17 protein-coding genes are annotated in these 21,797 nt (G+C 41.3%); 8 read left to right on the plus strand and 9 right to left on the minus strand.

Features of this window, described 5'->3' with window-relative positions; translation table 11 throughout:
* The first annotated feature begins 16 nt into the window (after positions 1 to 16).
* Positions 17 to 613, plus strand: coding sequence for a 3'-5' exonuclease (locus GD631_RS18975; RefSeq protein ID WP_143259587.1), 597 nt, complete (start codon positions 17 to 19; stop codon positions 611 to 613).
* Positions 614 to 686: 73 nt separating this feature from the next.
* Here GD631_RS18975 and uxuA read toward each other — a convergent pair whose 3' ends face one another.
* The 5 genes from uxuA to GD631_RS19000 form a co-directional block, all read right to left on the minus strand.
* Complete coding sequence (gene uxuA / locus GD631_RS18980; RefSeq protein ID WP_143259585.1) at positions 687 to 1,856, minus strand: mannonate dehydratase; 1,170 nt, start codon at positions 1,854 to 1,856, stop codon at positions 687 to 689.
* Positions 1,857 to 1,918: 62 nt separating this feature from the next.
* A complete protein-coding gene (locus GD631_RS18985; protein WP_004304110.1) occupies positions 1,919 to 2,731 on the minus strand; it encodes an SDR family oxidoreductase in 813 nt (270 codons plus the stop codon).
* A gap of 21 nt (positions 2,732 to 2,752) precedes the next feature.
* Positions 2,753 to 3,826, minus strand: a complete 1,074-nt coding sequence (locus tag GD631_RS18990; protein ID WP_143259584.1) for a LacI family DNA-binding transcriptional regulator — start codon at positions 3,824 to 3,826, stop codon at positions 2,753 to 2,755.
* 389 nt (positions 3,827 to 4,215) lie between these two features.
* A complete protein-coding gene (locus GD631_RS18995; protein WP_143259583.1) occupies positions 4,216 to 4,503 on the minus strand; it encodes a YtxH domain-containing protein in 288 nt (95 codons plus the stop codon).
* Between the two features lie 44 nt (positions 4,504 to 4,547).
* The gene (locus GD631_RS19000; protein WP_143259582.1) at positions 4,548 to 4,793 is read right to left on the minus strand and encodes a GlsB/YeaQ/YmgE family stress response membrane protein; all 246 of its coding nucleotides are present in this window, start codon (positions 4,791 to 4,793) and stop codon (positions 4,548 to 4,550) included.
* A 251-nt stretch (positions 4,794 to 5,044) separates the two neighbouring features.
* On the opposite strand from GD631_RS19000, the gene GD631_RS19005 reads away from it, so the two are divergent.
* Complete coding sequence (locus tag GD631_RS19005; RefSeq protein ID WP_143259581.1) at positions 5,045 to 6,250, plus strand: MFS transporter; 1,206 nt, start codon at positions 5,045 to 5,047, stop codon at positions 6,248 to 6,250.
* Positions 6,251 to 6,339: 89 nt separating this feature from the next.
* Here the strand turns inward: GD631_RS19005 and GD631_RS19010 are convergent, their stop codons facing one another.
* Both GD631_RS19010 and GD631_RS19015 read right to left on the minus strand, forming a co-directional pair.
* Positions 6,340 to 7,821 carry a RagB/SusD family nutrient uptake outer membrane protein gene (locus GD631_RS19010; RefSeq protein WP_143259580.1) on the minus strand — a complete coding sequence of 494 codons (1,482 nt, stop codon included), beginning with the start codon at positions 7,819 to 7,821 and terminating at the stop codon, positions 6,340 to 6,342.
* A gap of 14 nt (positions 7,822 to 7,835) precedes the next feature.
* On the minus strand, positions 7,836 to 10,964 hold the full coding sequence (locus GD631_RS19015) for a SusC/RagA family TonB-linked outer membrane protein (RefSeq protein ID WP_152288007.1): 3,129 nt from the start codon (positions 10,962 to 10,964) through the stop codon (positions 7,836 to 7,838).
* 157 nt (positions 10,965 to 11,121) lie between these two features.
* Here GD631_RS19015 and GD631_RS19020 point away from each other — a divergent pair, with 157 nt between their 5' ends.
* The 6 genes from GD631_RS19020 (at position 11,122) to bioD (ending at position 18,190) form a co-directional block, all read left to right on the plus strand.
* Entirely contained in the window at positions 11,122 to 12,231 is a 1,110-nt protein-coding gene (locus GD631_RS19020; RefSeq protein ID WP_143259722.1) for a DUF4421 domain-containing protein, read from the plus strand.
* Positions 12,232 to 12,322: 91 nt separating this feature from the next.
* A complete protein-coding gene (gene bioA, locus GD631_RS19025) occupies positions 12,323 to 14,737 on the plus strand; it encodes an adenosylmethionine--8-amino-7-oxononanoate transaminase (protein ID WP_143259577.1) in 2,415 nt (804 codons plus the stop codon).
* 220 nt (positions 14,738 to 14,957) lie between these two features.
* On the plus strand, positions 14,958 to 16,112 hold the full coding sequence (locus GD631_RS19030) for an 8-amino-7-oxononanoate synthase (RefSeq protein WP_143259575.1): 1,155 nt from the start codon (positions 14,958 to 14,960) through the stop codon (positions 16,110 to 16,112).
* Complete coding sequence (locus GD631_RS19035; protein WP_143259573.1) at positions 16,109 to 16,768, plus strand: DUF452 family protein; 660 nt, start codon at positions 16,109 to 16,111, stop codon at positions 16,766 to 16,768. Before GD631_RS19030 ends, GD631_RS19035 begins: the two co-directional genes overlap by 4 nt.
* A gap of 10 nt (positions 16,769 to 16,778) precedes the next feature.
* Entirely contained in the window at positions 16,779 to 17,546 is a 768-nt protein-coding gene (bioC, locus tag GD631_RS19040; RefSeq protein WP_143259571.1) for a malonyl-ACP O-methyltransferase BioC, read from the plus strand.
* Entirely contained in the window at positions 17,543 to 18,190 is a 648-nt protein-coding gene (gene bioD, locus GD631_RS19045; protein WP_143259569.1) for a dethiobiotin synthase, read from the plus strand. Before bioC ends, bioD begins: the two co-directional genes overlap by 4 nt.
* Positions 18,191 to 18,442: 252 nt before the next feature.
* Here the strand turns inward: bioD and GD631_RS19050 are convergent, their stop codons facing one another.
* Both GD631_RS19050 and GD631_RS19055 read right to left on the minus strand, forming a co-directional pair.
* Entirely contained in the window at positions 18,443 to 18,985 is a 543-nt protein-coding gene (locus GD631_RS19050; RefSeq protein WP_015532943.1) for an REP-associated tyrosine transposase, read from the minus strand.
* Positions 18,986 to 19,394: 409 nt separating this feature from the next.
* A complete protein-coding gene (locus GD631_RS19055) occupies positions 19,395 to 21,752 on the minus strand; it encodes a hybrid sensor histidine kinase/response regulator (RefSeq protein WP_143259565.1) in 2,358 nt (785 codons plus the stop codon).
* Between the last annotated feature and the right edge of the window lie 45 nt (positions 21,753 to 21,797).

A 21,797-nucleotide genomic window follows, 5' to 3' on the forward strand; every position in this document is an offset into this window, starting at 1 on the left:
CAAAACAATGAAATAAATGAAGAACTTTGCAGCCATCGACTTTGAAACGGCCAATGGTAAACGTACAAGTGTTTGTAGTGTAGGTGTTGTCATTGTAAAAGACGGTCAGATCGTGAATAAAATCTATCGTCTGATTCGTCCTGCGCCTAATTATTATACGCAATGGACAACGGCTATTCACGGATTAACTTATGACGATACGATGGAAGCTGAAGATTTTCCCGATGTATGGGCTGAAATCAAACCGTTGATAGATGGATTGCCACTTGTTGCCCACAATAGTCCTTTTGATGAAGGTTGTCTTCGGGCGGTTCACGAATTGTATGATATGACTTATCCTAATTACAAATTTTATTGTACCTGCCGTACTTCCAGAAAAGTTTTCGGAAAAGATCTGCCCAATCATCAGTTACATACGGTAGCAGAACGGTGTGGATATAATTTAGAGAATCACCACCACGCACTTGCTGACGCAGAAGCTTGTGCACAAATAGCTTTACTTATTATCCCCGAACCGAAAAAACTGAAGAAAGCAAAAAAAGCCGATAAAGATACGCATGTTGGAGACTTATTCGCTTCATTTATCCCCCAAGCGGCGAAAAAGAACAAATAAAAACACTACAACTATTATCACGATCAATAATAGCCATAGTGTTTTTATAATAAAATGCTAATTATAACTTCTACTAAAGAATAGATTTGGCAATACCCATCTCCAAGCCACGAAGTTCCGCTAATCCGCGAAGACGCCCCAGACAAGAATATCCCGGATTTGTCTTCTTCTTCAAATCATCAATCATCTGATGACCATGGTCAGGACGCATAGCGATAGAACATTTACGACGTTGTTGCAGAAGAATCAGGCTCTTCATCACATTGTACATATCTACATTTCCTTCCAGATGATTCGCTTCATAGAAGTTTCCTTCTTCGTCACGTTGTGTGCTGCGCAGGTGAACAAAATTTACACGATCGCCGAAACGTTCCATCATGCCCGCAAGGTCATTGTCGGCACGTACTCCGAAAGAACCTGTACATAAGCAAAGTCCATTGGATTCGTTAGGCACGGCTTCAATCAGTTTTCTGAAATCTTCTTCCGTACTCAAAATACGTGGTAAACCTAAAATGCTGTAAGGAGGATCGTCCGGGTGAATCACCAGCTTCACGCCTACTTCATCGGCGACAGGAGCTATTTCTTTTAAGAAGAAAATCAAGTTGGAACGGAGCCTTTCAGCATCGATATCGTTATAACGGTCTAATGCCTGCTGGAACTGTTCTACTGTGAAACTTTCTTCCGAGCCTGGAAGTCCGGCAATCATATTGCGAACCAACAGTTTCTTATCATCTTCACTCATTTGTTCGAAACGAGCTTTTGCCTTAGCTATTTCTTCAGGAGTGTAATCTTTTTCTGCATTCGGACGTTTCAGGATGAAAAGGTCGAAAGCTACAAAAGCCGCCTTTTCAAAGCGAAGGGCTTTAGAACCATCAGGCATTGTATAAGCAAGGTCAGTACGTGTCCAGTCCAATACAGGCATGAAGTTATAAGTAACCACCATTACACCACACTTCGCCAGATTGCGGATACTTTCCTTATAGTTCTCAATGTATTTCATGAAATCACCAGTCTGTGTCTTGATATGTTCGTGTACAGGTACACTTTCTACCACAGACCATGTCAGACCTACTTCTTCAATCATTTGCTTACGTTTCATGATCTCTTCTACTGTCCACACTTCACCATTCGGAATGTGATGAAGAGCATTTACTATACCGGTAGCGCCTGCCTGCTTAATATCCCACAAGCTAACGGGGTCGTTAGGACCATACCAGCGCCAAGTTTGTTCACATAAATACATATTGTTCTTACTAATTACAAGTTACTAATTATGATTAAAGACAGAATGATATCTTCCCAATATTAGATTGAGAATGCATCAAATCCACCATCGATTACAGCTACTGTACCTGTTACGAAGTTAGAAGCATCGCTAATCAAATAATGGATTGTTCCATAAAGATCTTCCGGTTCACCGAAACGATTGAATGGAGTATGAGCGAGAATCGTTTTCGAACGATCAGTCAGAGAGCCATCCGGATTAGTCAATAACGCACGGTTTTGATCGGTCAGGAAGAATCCCGGAGCGATTGCATTTACACGCAGACCGTTACCGAATTTCAATGCCAGTTCGCCAGCCATGTATTTAGTAAAGTTAGCAATAGCTGCTTTAGCTGCACCATAACCAACGACACGAGTCAATGGACGAAGAGCTGATTCAGAGCAGAAGTTTACAATAGAGCCTTTCTTCTGTTCTACCATAATTTCAGCAAATACCATTGTAGGCAACACTGTACCGAAAAGGTTCAAATCTACTACTTTCTTAAATGCGTCAATCTGTAAATCGAAGAACGTTTTATCCGGAGCAATAGTTGCACCTGCCATGTTACCTCCGGCAGCGTTCAACAAAACATCAATACGGCCATAAGCTTTCATGATTTCCACTTTGTTGCCTTCGAGCACTTCCTTATCCATCACATCAGTGTAAAGGAACATAGCTTCATTTCCTTCTGCTTTGATACTGTCTACCAATGCTTTTCCTGCTTCTTCACTTCTGTCAAGCACAACCACTTTTGCACCTTCCTTTGCGAGATACGCAGCAATACCTTTACCTAAAATCCCAGCTCCGCCGGTGATAACAACTACTTTACCTTTTACGTTAAATAATTCATTCATGGTTCTTACAAATTTATATGTTTATAATTTATTGTTCAGATAATATTTCAGATTCTCTTTAAGGAGAATATCGATAGGCATCAAATTCACTTTCTCACTGTTCTGTTTGAACAGCAAATGATTACACAATGATTTAATACCATCATATCCCTGACGCTCAGGACGCTGCGCAATCAATGCAGTTATCACACCTTCGGAAAGTAATTGCGTATTTCTACCGATAAGGTCATAACCAACCAGTTTGACAGCCTGCATTCCTCTTGCCTTTAGGTAATTTCCTAAGATATAGCAAGTTGAATTAAAGATAACAGCCCCCTTAATATTCGGATTAGCTTCAAAGATCTCATCCAGCTTCATGAAATTATACACTGAATCATTTATTTTCAGTTCTACTTCATGCAGGCTTCCATTAAACTCTGTTTCCATAAGATAATGGCAAAAACCTTCGCGCCTGTTCTTTCCCTGGTTAGAATCGTTCTTCCCACTATGAATAATCCGTGCCATTAATATATCGGAAGAAGAAGGAAGCCTGTCCATTAATAATCTGGCAGCAATCACTCCGGCATCATAAGATTCCGTTCCAAAATAAGCCAGTTGATGCTGCCCTCCAATGTTGGAGTCAACATACACATAAGGTATTTCATTCCTGTCAAGCTCCTGCGAAAGCCGGATAACAGAATCTGTAAACAAAGTCGCAATCAATACTCCATCCACTTTCTCATTCAGCAGATTTCGGATGATATCATCAAAAGTCTTGTTATTATATTGATCGAAAAAGAGTTTGGTAATGGTGATATTATATGATTCCATTTCTGCCGCAGCTTTATCTATACCTTCCGAAATAGCTTCCCAATACTCTCCCTGCACAAAAGAAGGAGTTATTGCAAGGATATGATATTGTTTTTTGGAGGCTGCTAATGAACGTGCCATCAGATTTGGTTGATAATGTACCATTTCCAGAATAGCCTGTACTTTTTTCCTGTTTTCTTCAGATACTCTTCCACGATTATGGATTACACGATCTACCGTGCCAACAGAGACACCTGCCATCTTGGCAATGTCTACAATCCGAATATTTGAAAACTCTTTATCCATATATTGATAAGTATCTTGTTTTTCATCGGCAAAAGTAAAATGAATTATTGAATTAAGCAATAGTGTGTGCGCACACACATTGCAAACGAACAATCATACACAATTAATAATCAAACGATTAAACCAACAACACGACAAACATACATGTTGTTAAACATAAGAAAAAGTAAAGATAGTGTAGAGAAAAAGACTCTTTTCAGATGAAAAGTTAAAGAGAAAGTACCCCCTGATTCTTAAAGGAAGTGCAAATAACAAAGAATATTCATCCAAATGTGTCCGTACACACATCCAAATGATAACCGAATAAGATTAGAGATAAAAAGATTAATATACAATATAATAAAACAGGTAACCGATTCTATTAAAATCGATTACCCATTTTGGGATTCTTATTTTTCCCACTTATCTTTTGCTTTTCCGGCCACTTTGTCGGCTTCGGCTGCTACTTTATTTGCAATTTCCGCGCCCGTTTCTACAGCTTTAAGTCCAAGATCCATCGCTTTTCTTTCAGCATGAGCAGCTGCTATTTCAGCATCGCGACCTATGCGATGGATAGCATTATAAATTTCACTTTCCAACTGCTTTGCTTTTGCTGTGCGTGAAAGACGATAAGCAACTGCGCCGAGGATTGACCCAATTCCGAGTCCAATCCAGAAATTTCCATGTCTACATTCCATAATTAAGTTCTGTTTTTAGGATTAAAAATAAATTATATAAATATCTATTTAGATTTCGAGAATAAGGAAGCAATCCATAATACAAGGATAGCCCCTACAGTGGAAGTTATCAAACTTCCGATCAGTCCTGAAGCTGCCAGTCCGAAAAGGGCAAATACCCAACCGCCCAATACACCTCCAAGAATACCAAGTAATAAATTTATGATAAGACCAAAACCTCCGCCGCGCATTACTTTACCTGCGAGGAATCCAGCCACAATACCAATGATGATATACCAAATAAAGCCCATATTATCCTCCTTTTTTATTTAACAACAGCAGGTACGGAGAATAGTTCAGTTAGTCAAAAGTGAATTAACGACAATTTACAATCCTTAGTCTTAAAGTTTTATTCTAAAGGACCTTTCGATAAAAGAATCCATCGCTACCACAACTTTCTTCATATCATATTGAATTAATCATAGCAAATATATTGAGAAACGGGAAGTTTACGTACCTTTGCAGCCAATTTTCAGGAACACTTCAAAAGTAAATAGGTATTATGGTACAGAATCAGGAACAACCCGTAGGAAAAATCACATTTTCCATCTTGATTGCATTGAGTCTTTCACATTGCCTCAACGATCTTTTACAGTCGGTGCTATCAGCGTCTTATCCTCTATTCAAAGATGATTTGGGACTTAGTTTCGCCCAAATCGGACTTATAACGTTAGTTTATCAACTTTCCGCTTCGGTCTTTCAGCCGATTACCGGAGTTTTCTTTGATAAGCATCCCGTCGCATGGTCACTGCCTATCGGAATGAGCTTTACAATGATTGGTCTGATAAACTTGGCATTCTCCGATAATCTATATTGGATATTATTATCCGTATTCTTAATCGGGATCGGTTCATCCGTACTGCATCCGGAAGCTTCTCGTATCACATTCCTTGCTTCAGGAGGAAAACGTGGGCTGGCACAATCACTTTTTCAAGTAGGTGGTAACTTCGGAGGTTCATTAGGTCCTTTGCTGGTAGCTTTACTGGTGGCTCCTTATGGCAGAGAGCATCTCCTCATATTCGCATTTGTGGCTTTAGCAGCTATCGGGGTGATGTATCCGATTTGCAAATGGTATAAGGCATATCTAAACCGGATGAAAGAACAGACCGTCAGTATCAAGAGGCCTGTTCATCTTCCTTTGCCTATGGATAAGACAGCCCTTTCAATCGGGATATTACTGATCTTGATTTTCTCCAAATACATTTATATGGCAAGTCTTACCAGTTATTATACCTTCTATTTAATCCATAAATTCAATGTAAGCGTACAAGAATCGCAGCTATATTTATTTATCTTCCTTGTTGCTACCGCCATCGGAACATTAATCGGAGGTCCTGTAGGCGACCGCGTTGGTCGGAAGTATGTGATTTGGGCTTCTATTTTAGGAGCAGCTCCATTCAGTTTATTAATGCCACATGCCAATCTAGCTTGGACGATTGTACTTAGTTTCTGTGTAGGGTTAATGCTTTCTTCGGCTTTCCCCGCCATATTACTTTATGCACAGGAATTACTTCCTACTAAACTTGGATTGATATCAGGACTGTTCTTTGGATTTGCGTTCGGAGTTGCCGGTGTTGCATCGGCAGTACTTGGCAATTTGGCAGATAAAACCAGTATTGAGTATGTCTATAATATATGTGCTTATATGCCGTTACTAGGATTAGTCACGTTCTTTTTACCCAATTTGAAAAAACAGAAAATCGAATAAAATAGAAGAATGAAAACAACCGGTATGCATCGTCACGACGTATACCGGTCTACAAGTTAAGGTCAAAGTCAAAAAATTAAGAGAGCTATTTATATGTTAGGGTTAGCGTTAATTTCTTTCTGCGGGATAGCATATAAATAATAAGTACTATTCACTGTAAATGGCTTCCCGTCCGGAAAGTTAAGGAACCAATGTCCCAAAGGATTCCGTTTAGCAAAGGAGCCATCTTCCTGCCAACAGTCCACTTCTGTCTTTTGCATCTCATCCGATAAAGCAGTACGTTCTACTGCCTTTTGCGTACGAAGTATATCGGTAATACCAAATCCTTCTCCCCAAAGTTCACGACGACGCTCCATCAGTATCTCATTGATTACATCTTCCTGTGACTTTCCTGTCACCTCGTAATCCCCTACTCCACGGGCATTACGCAATGTATTCAATGGAGCTACAGCCTGTGCCAACGCTACGCCATCGCGTACTTTTGCTTCAGCTTCTATCAAATACATTTCAGCAGCACGCATCAAGACCAGATCAGCTGTATCATCTGCACGCATGTGAAATTTCTTATATCCCAAATACCCTTCACGCATCCACTGAAACAAAGGCAAACGAATGTCACCGTCGATAAATGTATCCTTTAGATGAGGATCGGCCATAAAGCTACTGTACATTCCTATGTATGTTACATCCAGAAAATAGAAGTTGTAGCTGGCGTCCGATTGGGAAGGAATTTGAGGAAATCCCCATATCCATTCTTTATTGGAAATATTATTAAAACCTTCGTACTCGGCTGTAGTTGTCATCAATGTATATCCTGCACGGGCGGCTTCAGCAGCTTTTGCAGCTTCTTCCCACTGTCCGGTCAACAAGTAAGCACGAGCTAAAAGACCGTCAACTACTGCTACATTCGGTTTGAACTTCTGGTTATCACCACTGCGAACATAGTTTTTCAAATAATCCTGCGCCAAGTTCAAATCATCAAAAATACGCTGGTAAACCTGTGCCACTGTTGATTTTCCTTTCGGTACTGTCGCACTATTACTCGGTTCGGTATAAATAGGAACACAAGGTGCATCCTTATCCTTCAAATAGGTAAATTGATAATGCTGTACCAGATGCAAATAACAGAAAGCACGCAATGCCAATGCTTGTCCCTGTACCTGTCGGAGTTCTTCCGAATCCCCCTTGATTGAAATGGCAGTATTACAATTATCTATCGTTTTATATATCAGATACCAGGCAAACTCTGTTCTACCGTTCGAAGAAAGTGCTATATCATTAAACTGATACGAAGAGTTGAAACCATATTTCGGACGGGAAACAATATCACTTGCCATCATATCATCCAAACACTGAAGTGCCCGATAACCGATATTAGCATAGGTACTTGAATAATCAAACAGATTATACCAAGCACCATTCACAAGTGCCTCCGCATTTTCGGGTACAGCTACCTTATCCGAACTTACCGCATCTGTAGGGTCCGTATCCAGAAAACTGCTGCTACAGCTCGTTGCCAGAAAAAGGCCGGCAACTGCCGCAAGAATAGATTGAATCTTTATTTTTCTCATAATTTAGTCTGAATTTAGAAAGAAACGTTGATACCTCCGGAAATGGTTCGCATAGCCGGATAACGGTAATAAGTGATACCGGTAATTCCCTGTTCTGGGTCTAGTCCCTGATTCCGGTGAATAGTAAACAGATTATCTCCTTGTACATATACCTGCACACTGCTCAATGATAACTTACTAATCCATTGTTTGGGTAAGTTATAGGAAAGTGTCAGGTTTTTCAATCGCATATACGAATTATTCTGCAAGAAACGAGTGGAAGCCGAGTTCCAGTTATTAGAGGTAGTGCTCAAAGCAGGGACATCTGTATAGCGATTGTCGGGAGTCCATCTTCTTAGAATCTCCGTCGACCAGTCACGTCCTTCCAAACTTCCATTGTGCAGAATCATTGTAATATCACGATTGTAGATATATCCACCGATACTATAAGCAAAGATGGCCGAAAGATCGAATCCTTTCCAAGAAAGAGACGTATTAAATCCGCCATACACCTTCGGAAGAGATGATTTATTGACGTAATAATAATCAGCCGAACCATAGTTATTTGTTGTGACACGTCTTCCGGTCGGATTCTTATTTGCATCTTTCTCATCCATATACCACAGCGGATCTCCATTTTTCGGATCTACTCCCGCCCACTCTATCATATAGAAATCATACACCGAACGGCCTACCTGCAACTTGTTCACACCACTTCGCGGCATATCTTTCAATGGAAGGTCTGTTACCTTATTCTTATAATGCGTCAGGTTCATTCCCAGTTTCCATATCCAACCATTCTGATTGATAATCGTTCCGTTAAGAACCATTTCAATACCCGTATTTTTTAACGCTCCTACATTTTCGTCAATAGAGCCATATCCCAGGGAAGGAGCTATCGGACGTGAATAAAGCAGATCTTTCGAACGACGTGTAAAAAAATCAAATGAACCGGAAAAACGGTTATTGAACAGGGAGAAGTCGATGCCTACATTAAAATTGAGATTCGTTTCCCATTTCAGATTCGGAGTTGCCATACGGTCGGACACTAACGCATTTTCGCCCAAATTGGAAACAATGGTATAAAGTCCTTTACTCGCATAATAAGTGCCCAAGTTATCATTTCCCTGCGCACCATAGCTCATTTTCAGAGTCAAGGCAGACAACCAGTCGGAAGTACTTGCCATAAACTCTTCCCGGTCGATACGCCAGGAAGTACCCAGCGACCAGAAATTTCCCCAACGAGTCTCAGGCGCAAAACGTGAAGAACCGTCGCGACGATAGGATGCCGAGAAGAAATATTTATTCTGATAATCGTATAATGCTTGGGTCAGATAACCCACCAAAGCATAATCAATGCGATACCCTGAACCTCCGGTCAACTGTGAACCGACTACCAACTCCGGCATATCAGGCTGCGCCATTTTGGAACGTGATGCCGTCAGTTCATCGTAGCGGTAAGAATAGGCCTCCACACCGGCAAGGACATTAAAATGATGTTCACCAATTGTCTTGTCATACGTAGCAATATTATTCCATGTCCAAGAGAAAGTGCGAGTATTCATCCGGCTGACGCCGCCACCGTTTTCTTTAGCCGGCCCCAATTTCGGATTCGTATAATCCAACGTATTATAATTAATCAAGTCAAAGTTGAAACTTGTCTTGAATTTCAATCCTTCAATAATCGTAGCTTCCAGAAAAGTACGACCGGAGACTTCATCTTTCATTCGTTCTGATTTATCCAAAGGTAAAGTAGCCGGCAGATTCCAGTTTGCCATCGAACCGGAAGGACGATAGGAACCGAAGTCATAAATACGGTCTCCATTCTCATCCAATTTGTAACCACCGTCAGTATTCATTTCATAAATCGGATAAAATCCGGGCATGGTACGTCCTGCGGTAATCACATTACTGGTTTTGGAGTCGGAAGAAACCGGATAGTTCTGCATGGAATGTGCAAAACTCAAATTGACTCCTCCCTTCAACCAGGAAGTCATTTCGCTGGTGATATTGGAACGAAGGTTGAAACGCTGATAACCGGATTCAAGCGCAATACCTTTATCATTCAGGTATCCGGCTGAGAAGAAATACTGATTTGCTTTTCCGCCTCCGGAAACACTTAGATTCAACTCTGTGCGAAGTGCTTGTTGTTCCATGGCATCACTCCAGTCAGAATTCCATAATGGACGGGCACCTGCCACCAATTTTCCATCTGTACCGACCGGTTGCGTATATTGGGGGCCATAAGGATTCGGCCCACCTCCCATCAATTTGGTAACCAGGTCTTTGGAAGCTTGCGCCGCAGCAGTTGCCGGAGTATAATCCGCACTCCTAGCATACTGATTGCGAAGTGCTTCCCAATACAATTCAAAGTATTGATCGGTACTGACACGATCATAATCACGCACGGCACGATTGGAACCTCCTAAAGAGGCTTTTACCTTTACAGTTGCTTTGGTATTTTGCTCACCTTGCTTGGTTGTGATAATAATCACCCCATTTGCGCCACGTGACCCGTATAAAGCAGCAGAAGCCGCATCTTTCAATACTGTCATCGAAGATATATCATCAGGATTGATAGAGTTCACACTACCGTCGAATGGAACACCGTCCACCACATAAAGCGGAGCACTGGATGCATTGATAGATCCGATACCACGAATACGGATTTCCGCATCCGTACCCGGCTGCCCGCTTGCCGCACTAGCCTGTACTCCGGACACCGTCCCTTCTAATACACGCGATACGCTCGAAGTCTGTAGCTTTTCAATCTCACCCGCTTTCATCGTCGAAGCTGCTCCGGTAAAGCTATACTTCTTAGCAGTAGCATAAGCTACTACCATTACTTCTTCCAGTTCTTTACTTTCCGATTCCAACGTGACATTAATCACACTTCGATTATTCACTGGTTGCTCTACCGATCTCATTCCTACAAAACGGAACACTAAAGTGCCGGTAGCAGGAACTTCAATTGAATAATTTCCATCAATATCGGTGATGGTGCCGGAGGATGCTCCTTTCAATTGTACGGAGACACCAGGCAAGGGCTCCCCTTCAGAAGTCACCGTACCCGTCACGCGTTTCTCCTGCTGTGCTTCCGCATATACTATATTTCCAGCAAAAAGCAGAAGAGACACGACTAATAAACGTAAATAGATTCTCATAATTTTGTGGCTTAAGATTTATTTGCTTGTTGTAACTAACAGTATATTGAACTTTTTTGTTTAGGAAACGAAACATTTTTTAGAAGATTGCTAGCATAAATCAACGAAAGGTAGTACATTCGTGAAACGAAAAATATCTAAAACAACAAAGAACCACATGGGGAAACAGGTTATTCTATATCTTTTTCTGTTATTTTCACTGTCCTTGCAGGCACAAAGTGGAGAGAAAACCCTTTCTATAAATGACAGCACAAGAATAGATTCCGCAACGGTCACCCAACCCAGCCCCTTTAAAAGAGCGATCAAGAGATTTCTGAATTTCAGTGATTTTGATACGCTCTATATCAGCCCGAACCGTTATAATTATGCGTTGATGGCTACTCATTTCAGCAACTTCGAATATTATTCTGTCACCAGCGAACAGCCTCAACCACAAAAACTTAGTTTTTCTCCCAACCCGCATAATAAAATAGGACTGTATTTCGGCTGGCGATGGATTTTCCTGGGATGGTCTGTAGATGTGGATGATATCTATCGGAAAACCAACCGGAAGAATAGAGGTACAGAGTTTGACCTTAGTCTATATAGTTCCAAACTTGGTGTAGATATATTCTACCGCCGTACCGGAAACAATTACAAGATACATAAGATCAGAGGATTTTCTGAAGATATTCCCTCCAACTATTCCGAGGATTTCAGTGGAATAAAGGTGGATATAAAAGGGCTGAACTTATATTATATCTTCAATAATAGAAAATTCTCTTACCCGGCTGCCTTCAGCCAGTCCACCAACCAACGACGCAATGCGGGTACATTTATTGCCGGTTTTTCTATTTCAAAGCATCATCTTGACTTCGACTATACAGAACTTCCTGATTTTCTACAGCAGACAATGAATCCCGGTATGAAAGTCAAAGATATAAAATATACCAATGCCAATATCAGTTTCGGATATGCCTACAACTGGGTCTTTGCCCGCAACTGCCTGGCATGTCTGTCTCTCACCCCTGCCATTGCCTATAAAGCCTCTGATGTAGATGCGGAAACTCACGAAGGAAAAGCATGGTACGGCAAATTTAACCTGGATTTTCTATTGCGTGCAGGGGTTGTTTACAATAACGGAAAATACTTCGTAGGTACTTCTTTCGTTGGAAAAAACTATAATTACCACAGAAATAATTTCTCTGTAGATAACGGCTTCGGCACTCTTCAGATATATGCCGGATTCAATTTCAATTTGCGTAAAGAATACAGGAAAAAGAAATAAAAGTACGGATATCAGAAATCGTAAACTTGCTTGCTTATCCAAAGAATCTTTGTACATTTGCCACGTTCTAACGAACAAAAGTAAAAAATCAATGAAGCAACAACGCCACATACAGACCACACGTACCCTTCTTTCCCGCTTCCGTTATTGGGGCAGAAAGAACTATGCCGCTTTTGCGAGTATGGGACGTGAATTCCAAATCGGTCATCTGCACATCAATGTTGTGGACGTTGCCCTTCGTAAGCAGAATGCTAAAATTACTATCCCTTATCATACATTTATGACACTTCAGGAAATAAAAGACCAAGTGTTGGCAGGCATTGATATTTCGCCCGACCAAGCCGCTTGGCTAGCCAACATGGCTGACAGTGAGGCGCTATATGCCGCCGCGCATGAGATTACCGTCGCACGTGCCTCGCACGAATTCGACATGTGTTCCATCATCAACGCCAAGTCCGGCCGATGCCCGGAAAACTGTAAATGGTGTGCACAATCCTCTCACTACAAGACTAAAGCCGAGATTTACGATCTCCTTCCCGCTGAAGAATGTCTTCGACAGGCGAAATACAATGAAGCCCAAGACGTCAACCGTTTCTCTCTCGTTACCAGCGGACGAAAACCATCTCCCAAACAGATCACCCAACTTTACGATACCGTTCGCCAAATTCGACGTCACTCGTCCATTCAACTTTGTGCTTCTCTGGGGTTACTTAACGAGGAAGAGCTACGTTCCCTGTACGAAGCCGGAATCACCCGTTACCACTGTAACCTGGAAACGGCTCCGTCTTATTTTTCTAAACTCTGCTCTACGCATACACAAGAACAAAAACTAGCTACTCTTGATGCAGCCCGTCGTGTAGGTATGGATATCTGCTGCGGAGGTATCATCGGTATGGGAGAAACAATGGAGCAACGGATTGAATTCGCATTCACTTTAAAAGAACTGAATGTCCAGTCCATACCAATCAATCTATTAAGTCCGATACCCGGAACACCTTTAGAAAATGAAAAGCCTTTAAGCGAAGAAGAGATTCTTAAGACCATTGCTATATTCCGATTTATTAATCCGACAGCTTTTCTAAGATTTGCCGGAGGACGTTCACAACTATCTTCCGAAGCCATGCACAAAGCACTATCTATCGGAATTAATTCAGCTATCGTGGGTGATCTGCTGACAACTCTCGGTTCCAAAGTATCGGAAGACAAAAAGATGATTCAGGAAGAAGGTTATCATTTTGCAGATTCCCAGTTTGACCGCGAACACATTTGGCATCCGTATACTTCCACCACCCACCCACTTCCTGTTTATAAAGTGAAACGGGCAGACGGTGCAACCATTACCCTCGAAAACGGACAGACACTCATAGAAGGAATGTCCTCCTGGTGGTGTGCTGTACACGGATACAATCACCCAATACTCAATCAGGCAGCAAAAGAACAATTAGATAAAATGTCTCATGTCATGTTCGGCGGACTAACACACGATCCCGCTATTGAATTGGGGAAATTACTGCTACCGTTGGTTCCTCCATCTATGCAGAAAATATTCTATGCAGATTCCGGTTCGGTAGCTGTAGAAGTAGCACTGAAAATGGCTGTACAATATTGGTATGCAGCAGGAAAACCGGAGAAAAACAACTTTGTCACTATCCGCTCCGGCTATCACGGTGATACATGGAATGCTATGTCCGTATGCGATCCGGTAACAGGAATGCACAGTTTGTTCGGTTCGGCACTGCCCGTTCGTTATTTTGTACCGTCTCCAGCTTCCCAGTTTCATGGAGAGTGGAATCCGGAAGATATACTGCCTTTACAAAAGGTGATCGAAAAACATTCGGAAGACTTGGCTGCACTTATTCTGGAACCTATAGTACAGGGAGCAGGTGGTATGTGGTTTTATCATCCACAGTACTTGCGCGAAGCAGAAAAGCTCTGCCGGAAACATAATATTCTTCTTATTTTCGATGAAATAGCAACGGGATTCGGACGAACAGGCAAACTTTTTGCTTGGGAACATGCCGGAGTAGAACCGGATATTATGTGTATCGGCAAGGCATTGACCGGAGGATATATGACCCTCTCCGCCGTACTGACCAGTAACCAGATAGCCGATACAATTTCCAATCACGCACCGGGAGCTTTCATGCACGGCCCCACGTTTATGGGTAATCCGCTCGCATGTGCAGTAGCTTATGCATCTGTCCGATTGTTACTCGAATCCGGTTGGCAAGAAAAAGTAAAGCGAATCGAAGCTCAATTAAATGAAGAATTGTCATCTGCACGAGAACTTCCACAAGTGGCAGATGTAAGAGTACTAGGGGCCATTGGAGTGATAGAAATGAAACATCCGGTCAATATGGCAACTATGCAACAACGATTTGTAGAAGAAGGAATTTGGGTACGTCCTTTTGGCAAACTGGTATATCTGATGCCACCTTTCATCATCACCCCGGAACAATTGAGTAAACTGACCTCCGGGTTGCTCAGAGTTATTCAAAAAAGATGACAGACAAGAAGAATATTACCGGATTTTCAGACAAGGATCTGTTCCTCGGTGAGCAAAAGAGTGTTCCTCGGTGAGGAACGGAACTTTCCTCACCGAGGAAGGATGCCTTGGTCGGTGAGAAACTACCGGATAGTTATTCATACAATAAGCATCTTATAGACAAGCAATTACGTTTTCAACCATTCATATATCGAATACTGATTACTTAAAACAATAATTCATGACATTAGAGTATATAAACCAAGAACTCCAAACCTTGAAAGAGAGAAAGAATTACCGTTCTCTCCCGCCGCTAATTCACGAAGGACGAGATGTTCTGCTGAACGGACAACGAATGTTGAACCTATCTTCTAATGATTATCTCGGACTGGCCAATGACATTTCATTGAGGGAGGAATTCTTAAAGACGCTCACTCCCGAAACATTCCTGCCTACCTCCTCTTCTTCCCGGTTATTGACCGGTAATTTTAGTGACTATCAGAAGCTGGAACAGCAGCTAGCCACAATGTTCGGAACGGAAAGTGCACTCATATTCAATAGTGGCTATCATGCCAATACAGGAATACTTCCTGCCATTGGCAATACTCACACACTGATTCTTGCTGACAAGCTGATACATGCAAGCCTGATAGACGGAATTAAATTATCATCGGCTAAATGTATCCGGTATCGTCACAATGATATTTCTCAGTTGCAACGACTGATTGCTGAAAATCATAACGCTTACGAGCAGATTATTATTGTCACCGAAAGTATATTCAGCATGGACGGCGATGAAGCCGACCTTCGTGCTCTTGTCCAATTAAAAAAGAGCTATTCCAATATTCTTCTTTATGTGGACGAAGCCCATGCTTTCGGTGTACGGGGAGACAACGGATTGGGATGCGCTGAAGAACAAGACTGCATCAACGATATAGACCTTTTGGTTGGAACATTCGGGAAAGCGATAGCCTCAGCAGGTGCTTACATTGTCTGCCGACAAGTTATCCGTGAATATCTAATCAACAAAATGCGCACATTTATATTCACAACCGCTCTTCCTCCCATTAATATTCAATGGACTTCGTGGATATTAAAACACCTGCCTGCCCTCCAACAGAAGAGAGCTCATTTACTGCAAATCAGTAACAAACTAAAGACCGCACTTGCCGACAAAGGATACAATTGCCCCTCGGTAAGCCATATTGTCCCTATGATTGTCGGAGCAAGTGAAGATACTATATTGAAAGCAGAAGAAATTCAACGCAAAGGATTCTACTCATTGCCGGTACGTCCGCCTACGGTTCCCGAAGGGACTTCACGCATCCGCTTCTCACTGACAGCTGACATCACTGAACATGAAATCGACCAACTCATTAAACTAATAAACGAATGAAACAGCATTTTATCATAAAGAATAATCAAAAACATCTATTGCTTTTCTTCGCAGGCTGGGGAATGGATGAAACTCCCTTCCTGCAAATTCACCCAACCGATAAGGACTGGATGATTTGCTATGATTATCGTTCATTAGAGTTCGATGCCGGCATTTTGCAAGAATATTCCGAAATCACCCTCATTGCCTGGTCAATGGGAGTATGGGCAGCCTCACAGATAATGCAACAATATCCCCCCCTGCCCTTCTCCCAAAGTATCGCTATCAATGGCACTCTTTATCCCATACATGAGACAAAAGGAATTACTCCTACCATTTTCGAAGGAACCCTGCAAGGACTGAATGAACAATCCCTGCAAAAGTTTCAAAGAAGAATGTGTAGTTCAGCAGCCGATTACAAGGCTTTTCAGACAGTAGCTCCCCAACGTCCCGTTGAAGAGCTCAAAGAAGAGCTTGCTGCCATACAAAAGCAATACTTGTCATTACCACCGTCGGATTTTGCATGGCAAAGAGCCATTATAGGAAAGAACGACCGTATCTTTCTGCCGGATAGCCAATGGCTGGCATGGAGAAACAAAGCGGATTCCCTTGAATATGCAGAAGCCGCTCATTATCAACAAGACCTTTTTGATAATGTAATCATGCAAATCAACTAATTATCGATTTATGGATAAACAACTAATCGCCGAACGTTTTTCTAAAGCCATTGCTACTTATCCTCAGGAAGCAAACGTACAACGGCAGATAGCAGATAAAATGATTCACCTGCTTACAGAACACGTCTCTTTTCCCTGTTCAAAAGTGATTGAGTTCGGATGCGGCACAGGCATTTATTCCCGTATGCTACTTCAGGCTCTTCGGCCGGAAGAATTATTGCTAAACGACCTTTGTCCGGAAATGAAGTACTGTTGTGAAGATATATTAAGAAAAGAACAGGTTTCCTTTCTTCCGGGAGATGCAGAAACTGTTTCTTTCCCCGCTGAAAACACATTAATTACTTCCTGCTCGGCTCTGCAATGGTTCGAATCTCCTGAAAACTTTTTCAAAAGGTGCAATGCCCTGCTGAATAACCAAGGCTATTTCGCTTTCAGTACTTTCGGGCAAGAGAATATGAAAGAGATACGAGAGTTAACAGGAAACGGACTCCCTTATCGTTCACGCGAAGAGCTTGTAACAGCCTTGTCATCTCACTTTGACATACTATATTCGGAAGAAGAACTTATTCCTCTTTCGTTTGATAACCCACTAAAAGTACTTTATCATTTGAAGCAGACAGGAGTAACCGGAATATCCGGCACCTCTTCCCAACAACTGCGGACACGTCGTGACTTGCAGTTATTCAGTGAACGTTACACACTAAAATTTACCCAGGGCACTTCAGTGTCCCTGACCTATCACCCTATTTATATCATCGCAAAAAAGAAAAAAGTATGAAACAGAATGTATATTTCGTAAGCGGTATCGACACCGATGCCGGCAAGAGCTACGCCACCGGGTTTCTAGCTCGTGAATGGAACAAGAACGGACAGTGTACCATCACTCAAAAATTTATCCAAACAGGAAACGTCGGTCATTCCGAGGATATTGATCTACATCGTCGTATTATGGGAATCCCCTTTACAGAAGAAGACAAGAAAGGACTGACTATGCCGGAAATTTTCTCTTATCCTGCCTCTCCACATCTCGCTTCCCAACTGGATAACCGTCCCATCGACTTCGACAAAATCAAACGTGCTACGGAAGAGTTAAGTGAACGCTATGATTTTGTTCTGCTCGAAGGCGCAGGCGGTTTAATGGTTCCATTAACGGCAGAGCTTCTGACAATAGACTACATTGCCCAAGAGAATTATCCGCTCATTTTTGTTACTTCCGGCAAATTGGGAAGCATCAATCATACCTTACTTAGCCTTGAAGCCATACAAAAGCGCAATATTGTATTGGATACAGTACTTTATAATATGTATCCTACCGTAAAAGATAAAACGATTCAGAATGATACGATGAACTTCATTCAAAACTGGCTGAAGAAGTATTTCCCGAATACGAAGTTTATATTGGTTCCAGAAATAAAAGAATAAAAGACTTATGACTTCAAAAGACTAGCCTCACTATTTGCCGGGCTAGTTTTTTGTTTCTACAATCCATTTCTCCATATTACAGGTTTCCGCACTAAAATTTACCCCTACTTTAAAAAGTTTACGCCATTCAATCGTTCATCATCGTTCAATCGGATTTGTTCAATCGGATTTGTAACTTGTTCAATCGGATTTGTAATCCGATTGATTGCGTATCAGGATTTATAATCCGCTCCGCCTTAACCTCTTATCTTCCTAAACTACAATCACCTCCAACAGTCCTTTATCACCCGCATAACTCACCGCCGAACTATATAAATAATCTTCCTGCCGTGCAACAATTTCCTGCTTCACCGGATTATTATGAATATAATTCAATTTTTGCAGAAAGAAGTCATGCAAATAAATTAACTCGGGATGATTCCCTTCTTGCCAAAAACGATATTTAGATATTTTTTTGTCATTAGCTCCGGCAAAGCGAAAACGATCCAACATCCATTCGCGACGACTTTCTTGAGGATCTGTTTCGAGTTCTGCCATAATACGTTTGCTAGTGAACTTTTTAAAATCCCGAAGAATATCCGAAACTGTTGCTTCTGTTCCGGAACTGACAATCATATGCAAATGGTTACTCATTAATACCCAGGCATAAATTCTTAGGCCTTTTTTCTCCTGACAATAGGCTAGTGATTCCAGAATTATATGCTTGTATTTAGGACGGGTAAAGATATCTATCCAATCGACAACGGTAGAAGTAACAAAATATAATTCATCTAAAACTCGATTCGCAGTATCCATTGATATACTAATTTGATTAGAGGAGATAAATGTACGATTTAAATCGAAAGAGACAAAGAATTTTAAACGATCGGACACGATAAGCGGATTAAAAATCCTAATACGCAAGACCAGCGGATTAAAAATCCGCTGGTTAAAAAGTTAAAAATCCGCTGGTTAAAAAATCCGCTGGCACCCTCTATAAATCCGCTAGCTTCTATTATAAATCCGCAGGCTTCTAATGGTAGAGCATTCCACAATTATTCACCAATTTTATGGGCTTTTCTTCTGAGATAATTGAATATTCAGAGAACCGGAAATAAAAAAGTGTCCGACCAAAAGTTCCCTTACGAGGAGGCTTCTGCACATACTTCTTTTTTATATCGTTTTTATGATCTTACGTTTTCTCTTCTGTCGTCGCATCTATTCATTAAACGATAGTCGAATATTTATCCAAAGCCTTTCTCAATGCTCTTTCCGCAATGGGTTTAGTCACAAAATCATTGCATCCCATCTCCAAAGCCAAATCTTTATCCGTTTCAAAAGCATAAGCCGTCAAAGCAATAATAGGAATCTCTTTGGAATAAGAACGAATGATATGCGTTGCTTCCAATCCATCCATGCGTGGCATTTTTATATCCATCAGAATTAAGTCCGGCTGATACTGCTTATACATTTCGATGGCTTCCACTCCATCCTTAGCCCAAAGCAGTGTATATTCCCTGCCGATCAGATTCTTCAGCAGGATAAAATTACTTTCCACATCTTCCGCCACTAAAATCTTCTTGATTTGTTGCACACGATTTACAGTATTTCCTTTAGATTCTGTCTTTGACATTTTAAAGATTTTGCCGAGTTCTCCGGCTTCTTCATAAGGAATCGTGAAATAGAATGTAGAGCCTTTACCCAGTTCAGAAGTCACCCCTATTTCTCCACCGATCTTTTCGATAATCATCTGACAGATAGATAACCCTAATCCTGTGCCTTGAGCGAAAGAGTTCAGTTTGACAAAACGCTCGAAGATATGATCTACCTTTTCCGGCTCTATTCCTATGCCCGTATCCTCCACATACACACGAATATTTTTGTCCGTCCGCTCAAAACCCAAACGAATCTCTCCTTCATAGGTAAACTTACTCGCATTAGTCAGAAAATTCGTTATCACTTGCATGATACGGTTCTGATCTCCCTCCATGAGCAGATCTTCCTTCTCATTATCAAAAACAAGAGTTACCCCTTCTTTCACACGTTCTTTATGAACAGCATAAATCGTCCGGCAAACTTCTCCCAGATTCATAGGACGCTTGATATATTCCAATGTCCCTGCTTCTATCTTCGATAAATCCAGAATATCATTGATCAGTTGCAATAAAATATCCGAATTTTGATTGATAATACCCGAATAAAGTTTCTTCTCTTCAGCAGTTTCAGCAACAGGCAATAATTGAGAGAATCCTACAATAGCATTCAGTGGTGTCCGGATTTCATGGCTCATATTAGCAAGGAAAGCACTTTTCAATTGGTCGGATTGCTCCGCCTTAATCCTTGCCTTTATCAGTTCCTGCTCAATATTCTGGAGATTAGTAATATCCCAAGAGATACCAATCAGCAATGGTTTGCGTCCTTCCATCGGAACAAGTGCCTTTAATGTCTGTACGATACGCGCTTCCCCGTTTGCGGAAAAATAGGTTTCCTGCATATCAATACGCTTATGAGTCTGAAGTAATTCCAAATCATCTTTACGGAATTTCTCCGCGTCTCCATGCATCGGAAATATCTCATAATCCGTATGCCCGATAGCTTTAGATGCCGGAATACCCGAATGGTCGGCAAATGCTTTGTTCCAATACAAATACCTAAAATCATTTTCCGGGTCTTTCACAAACAAATAGACCGGAATATTATTTAAAATACCATCCAACAACAGGTTCAGTTCTCGAAGTTCATCTCGTTTCTTTATAACATCAGTGATATCCTGCGTAAAGAACCAAGTCAGTTCCTGATCATTCTCACGAATTAAGAAAGTAGACACCTGATGCACCCGCTCCTTGTCTTCACCTTTCCGCACATAGGCAGCACGATAAGCAAAACTGCCATCATTATCACGTATTTCCTGAAGACGTTTTTCCCAAGCCTCTTCTGTTGTCATAGAGACGGGCAAATCATATATTTTTTGTGTCCCCATTTGCTGGGTAACTCCGTATTCTTCTATAAATTGCTTATTCGCATAAACCAATGTCCCATCTTCTGATACAGCAAGAATACTGTCACTCACTTTATCGAGTACACTCTTGAAAACTTCCAACTGCCTTTGTGTAGCTACTTTCTCCGTTATATCACGGCACATGATCAGTACATATTCCTCATCCAACGGAAAAATACGGTTTTCGTAATAATGACGTTCACCATTAAAATCCAATTCATGATGTGCGGTTGAAACAGTTCCGGTGCTGACAGCTTGACGCATATTGGAGTGAATATTCTGATATGCTTCCGGTGGCACCATCTCCTGCATATACATTCCCTTAAAATCTTTGTTTGATATGCCAACATGATTGGTTTCTTCACTGGAAACAACTTCAATGCCTACTTCCTTCTGATTGAAGACAGTCAGCATATCCAGCAGAGAGTCCAGAATCCTGACAGCATATTTTTCTTTGAAACTAACGGGATGATTGGTATAATTCTCATTCCTAAGAATAGAAAGCTCCTTTTTGAGCTGCTCATTTTCCTTCTTTAGCGTTTCCAGCTGTTCTAATAATACTTCTTGGGTTTGTTCGTTGTTCATGATATATCAAAGTAAATGCGTACTTATCTGCCAAAAGTAAATATT

Source organism: Bacteroides luhongzhouii (genome assembly GCF_009193295.2).
GTDB classification, from domain to species: Bacteria; Bacteroidota; Bacteroidia; order Bacteroidales; family Bacteroidaceae; genus Bacteroides; species Bacteroides luhongzhouii.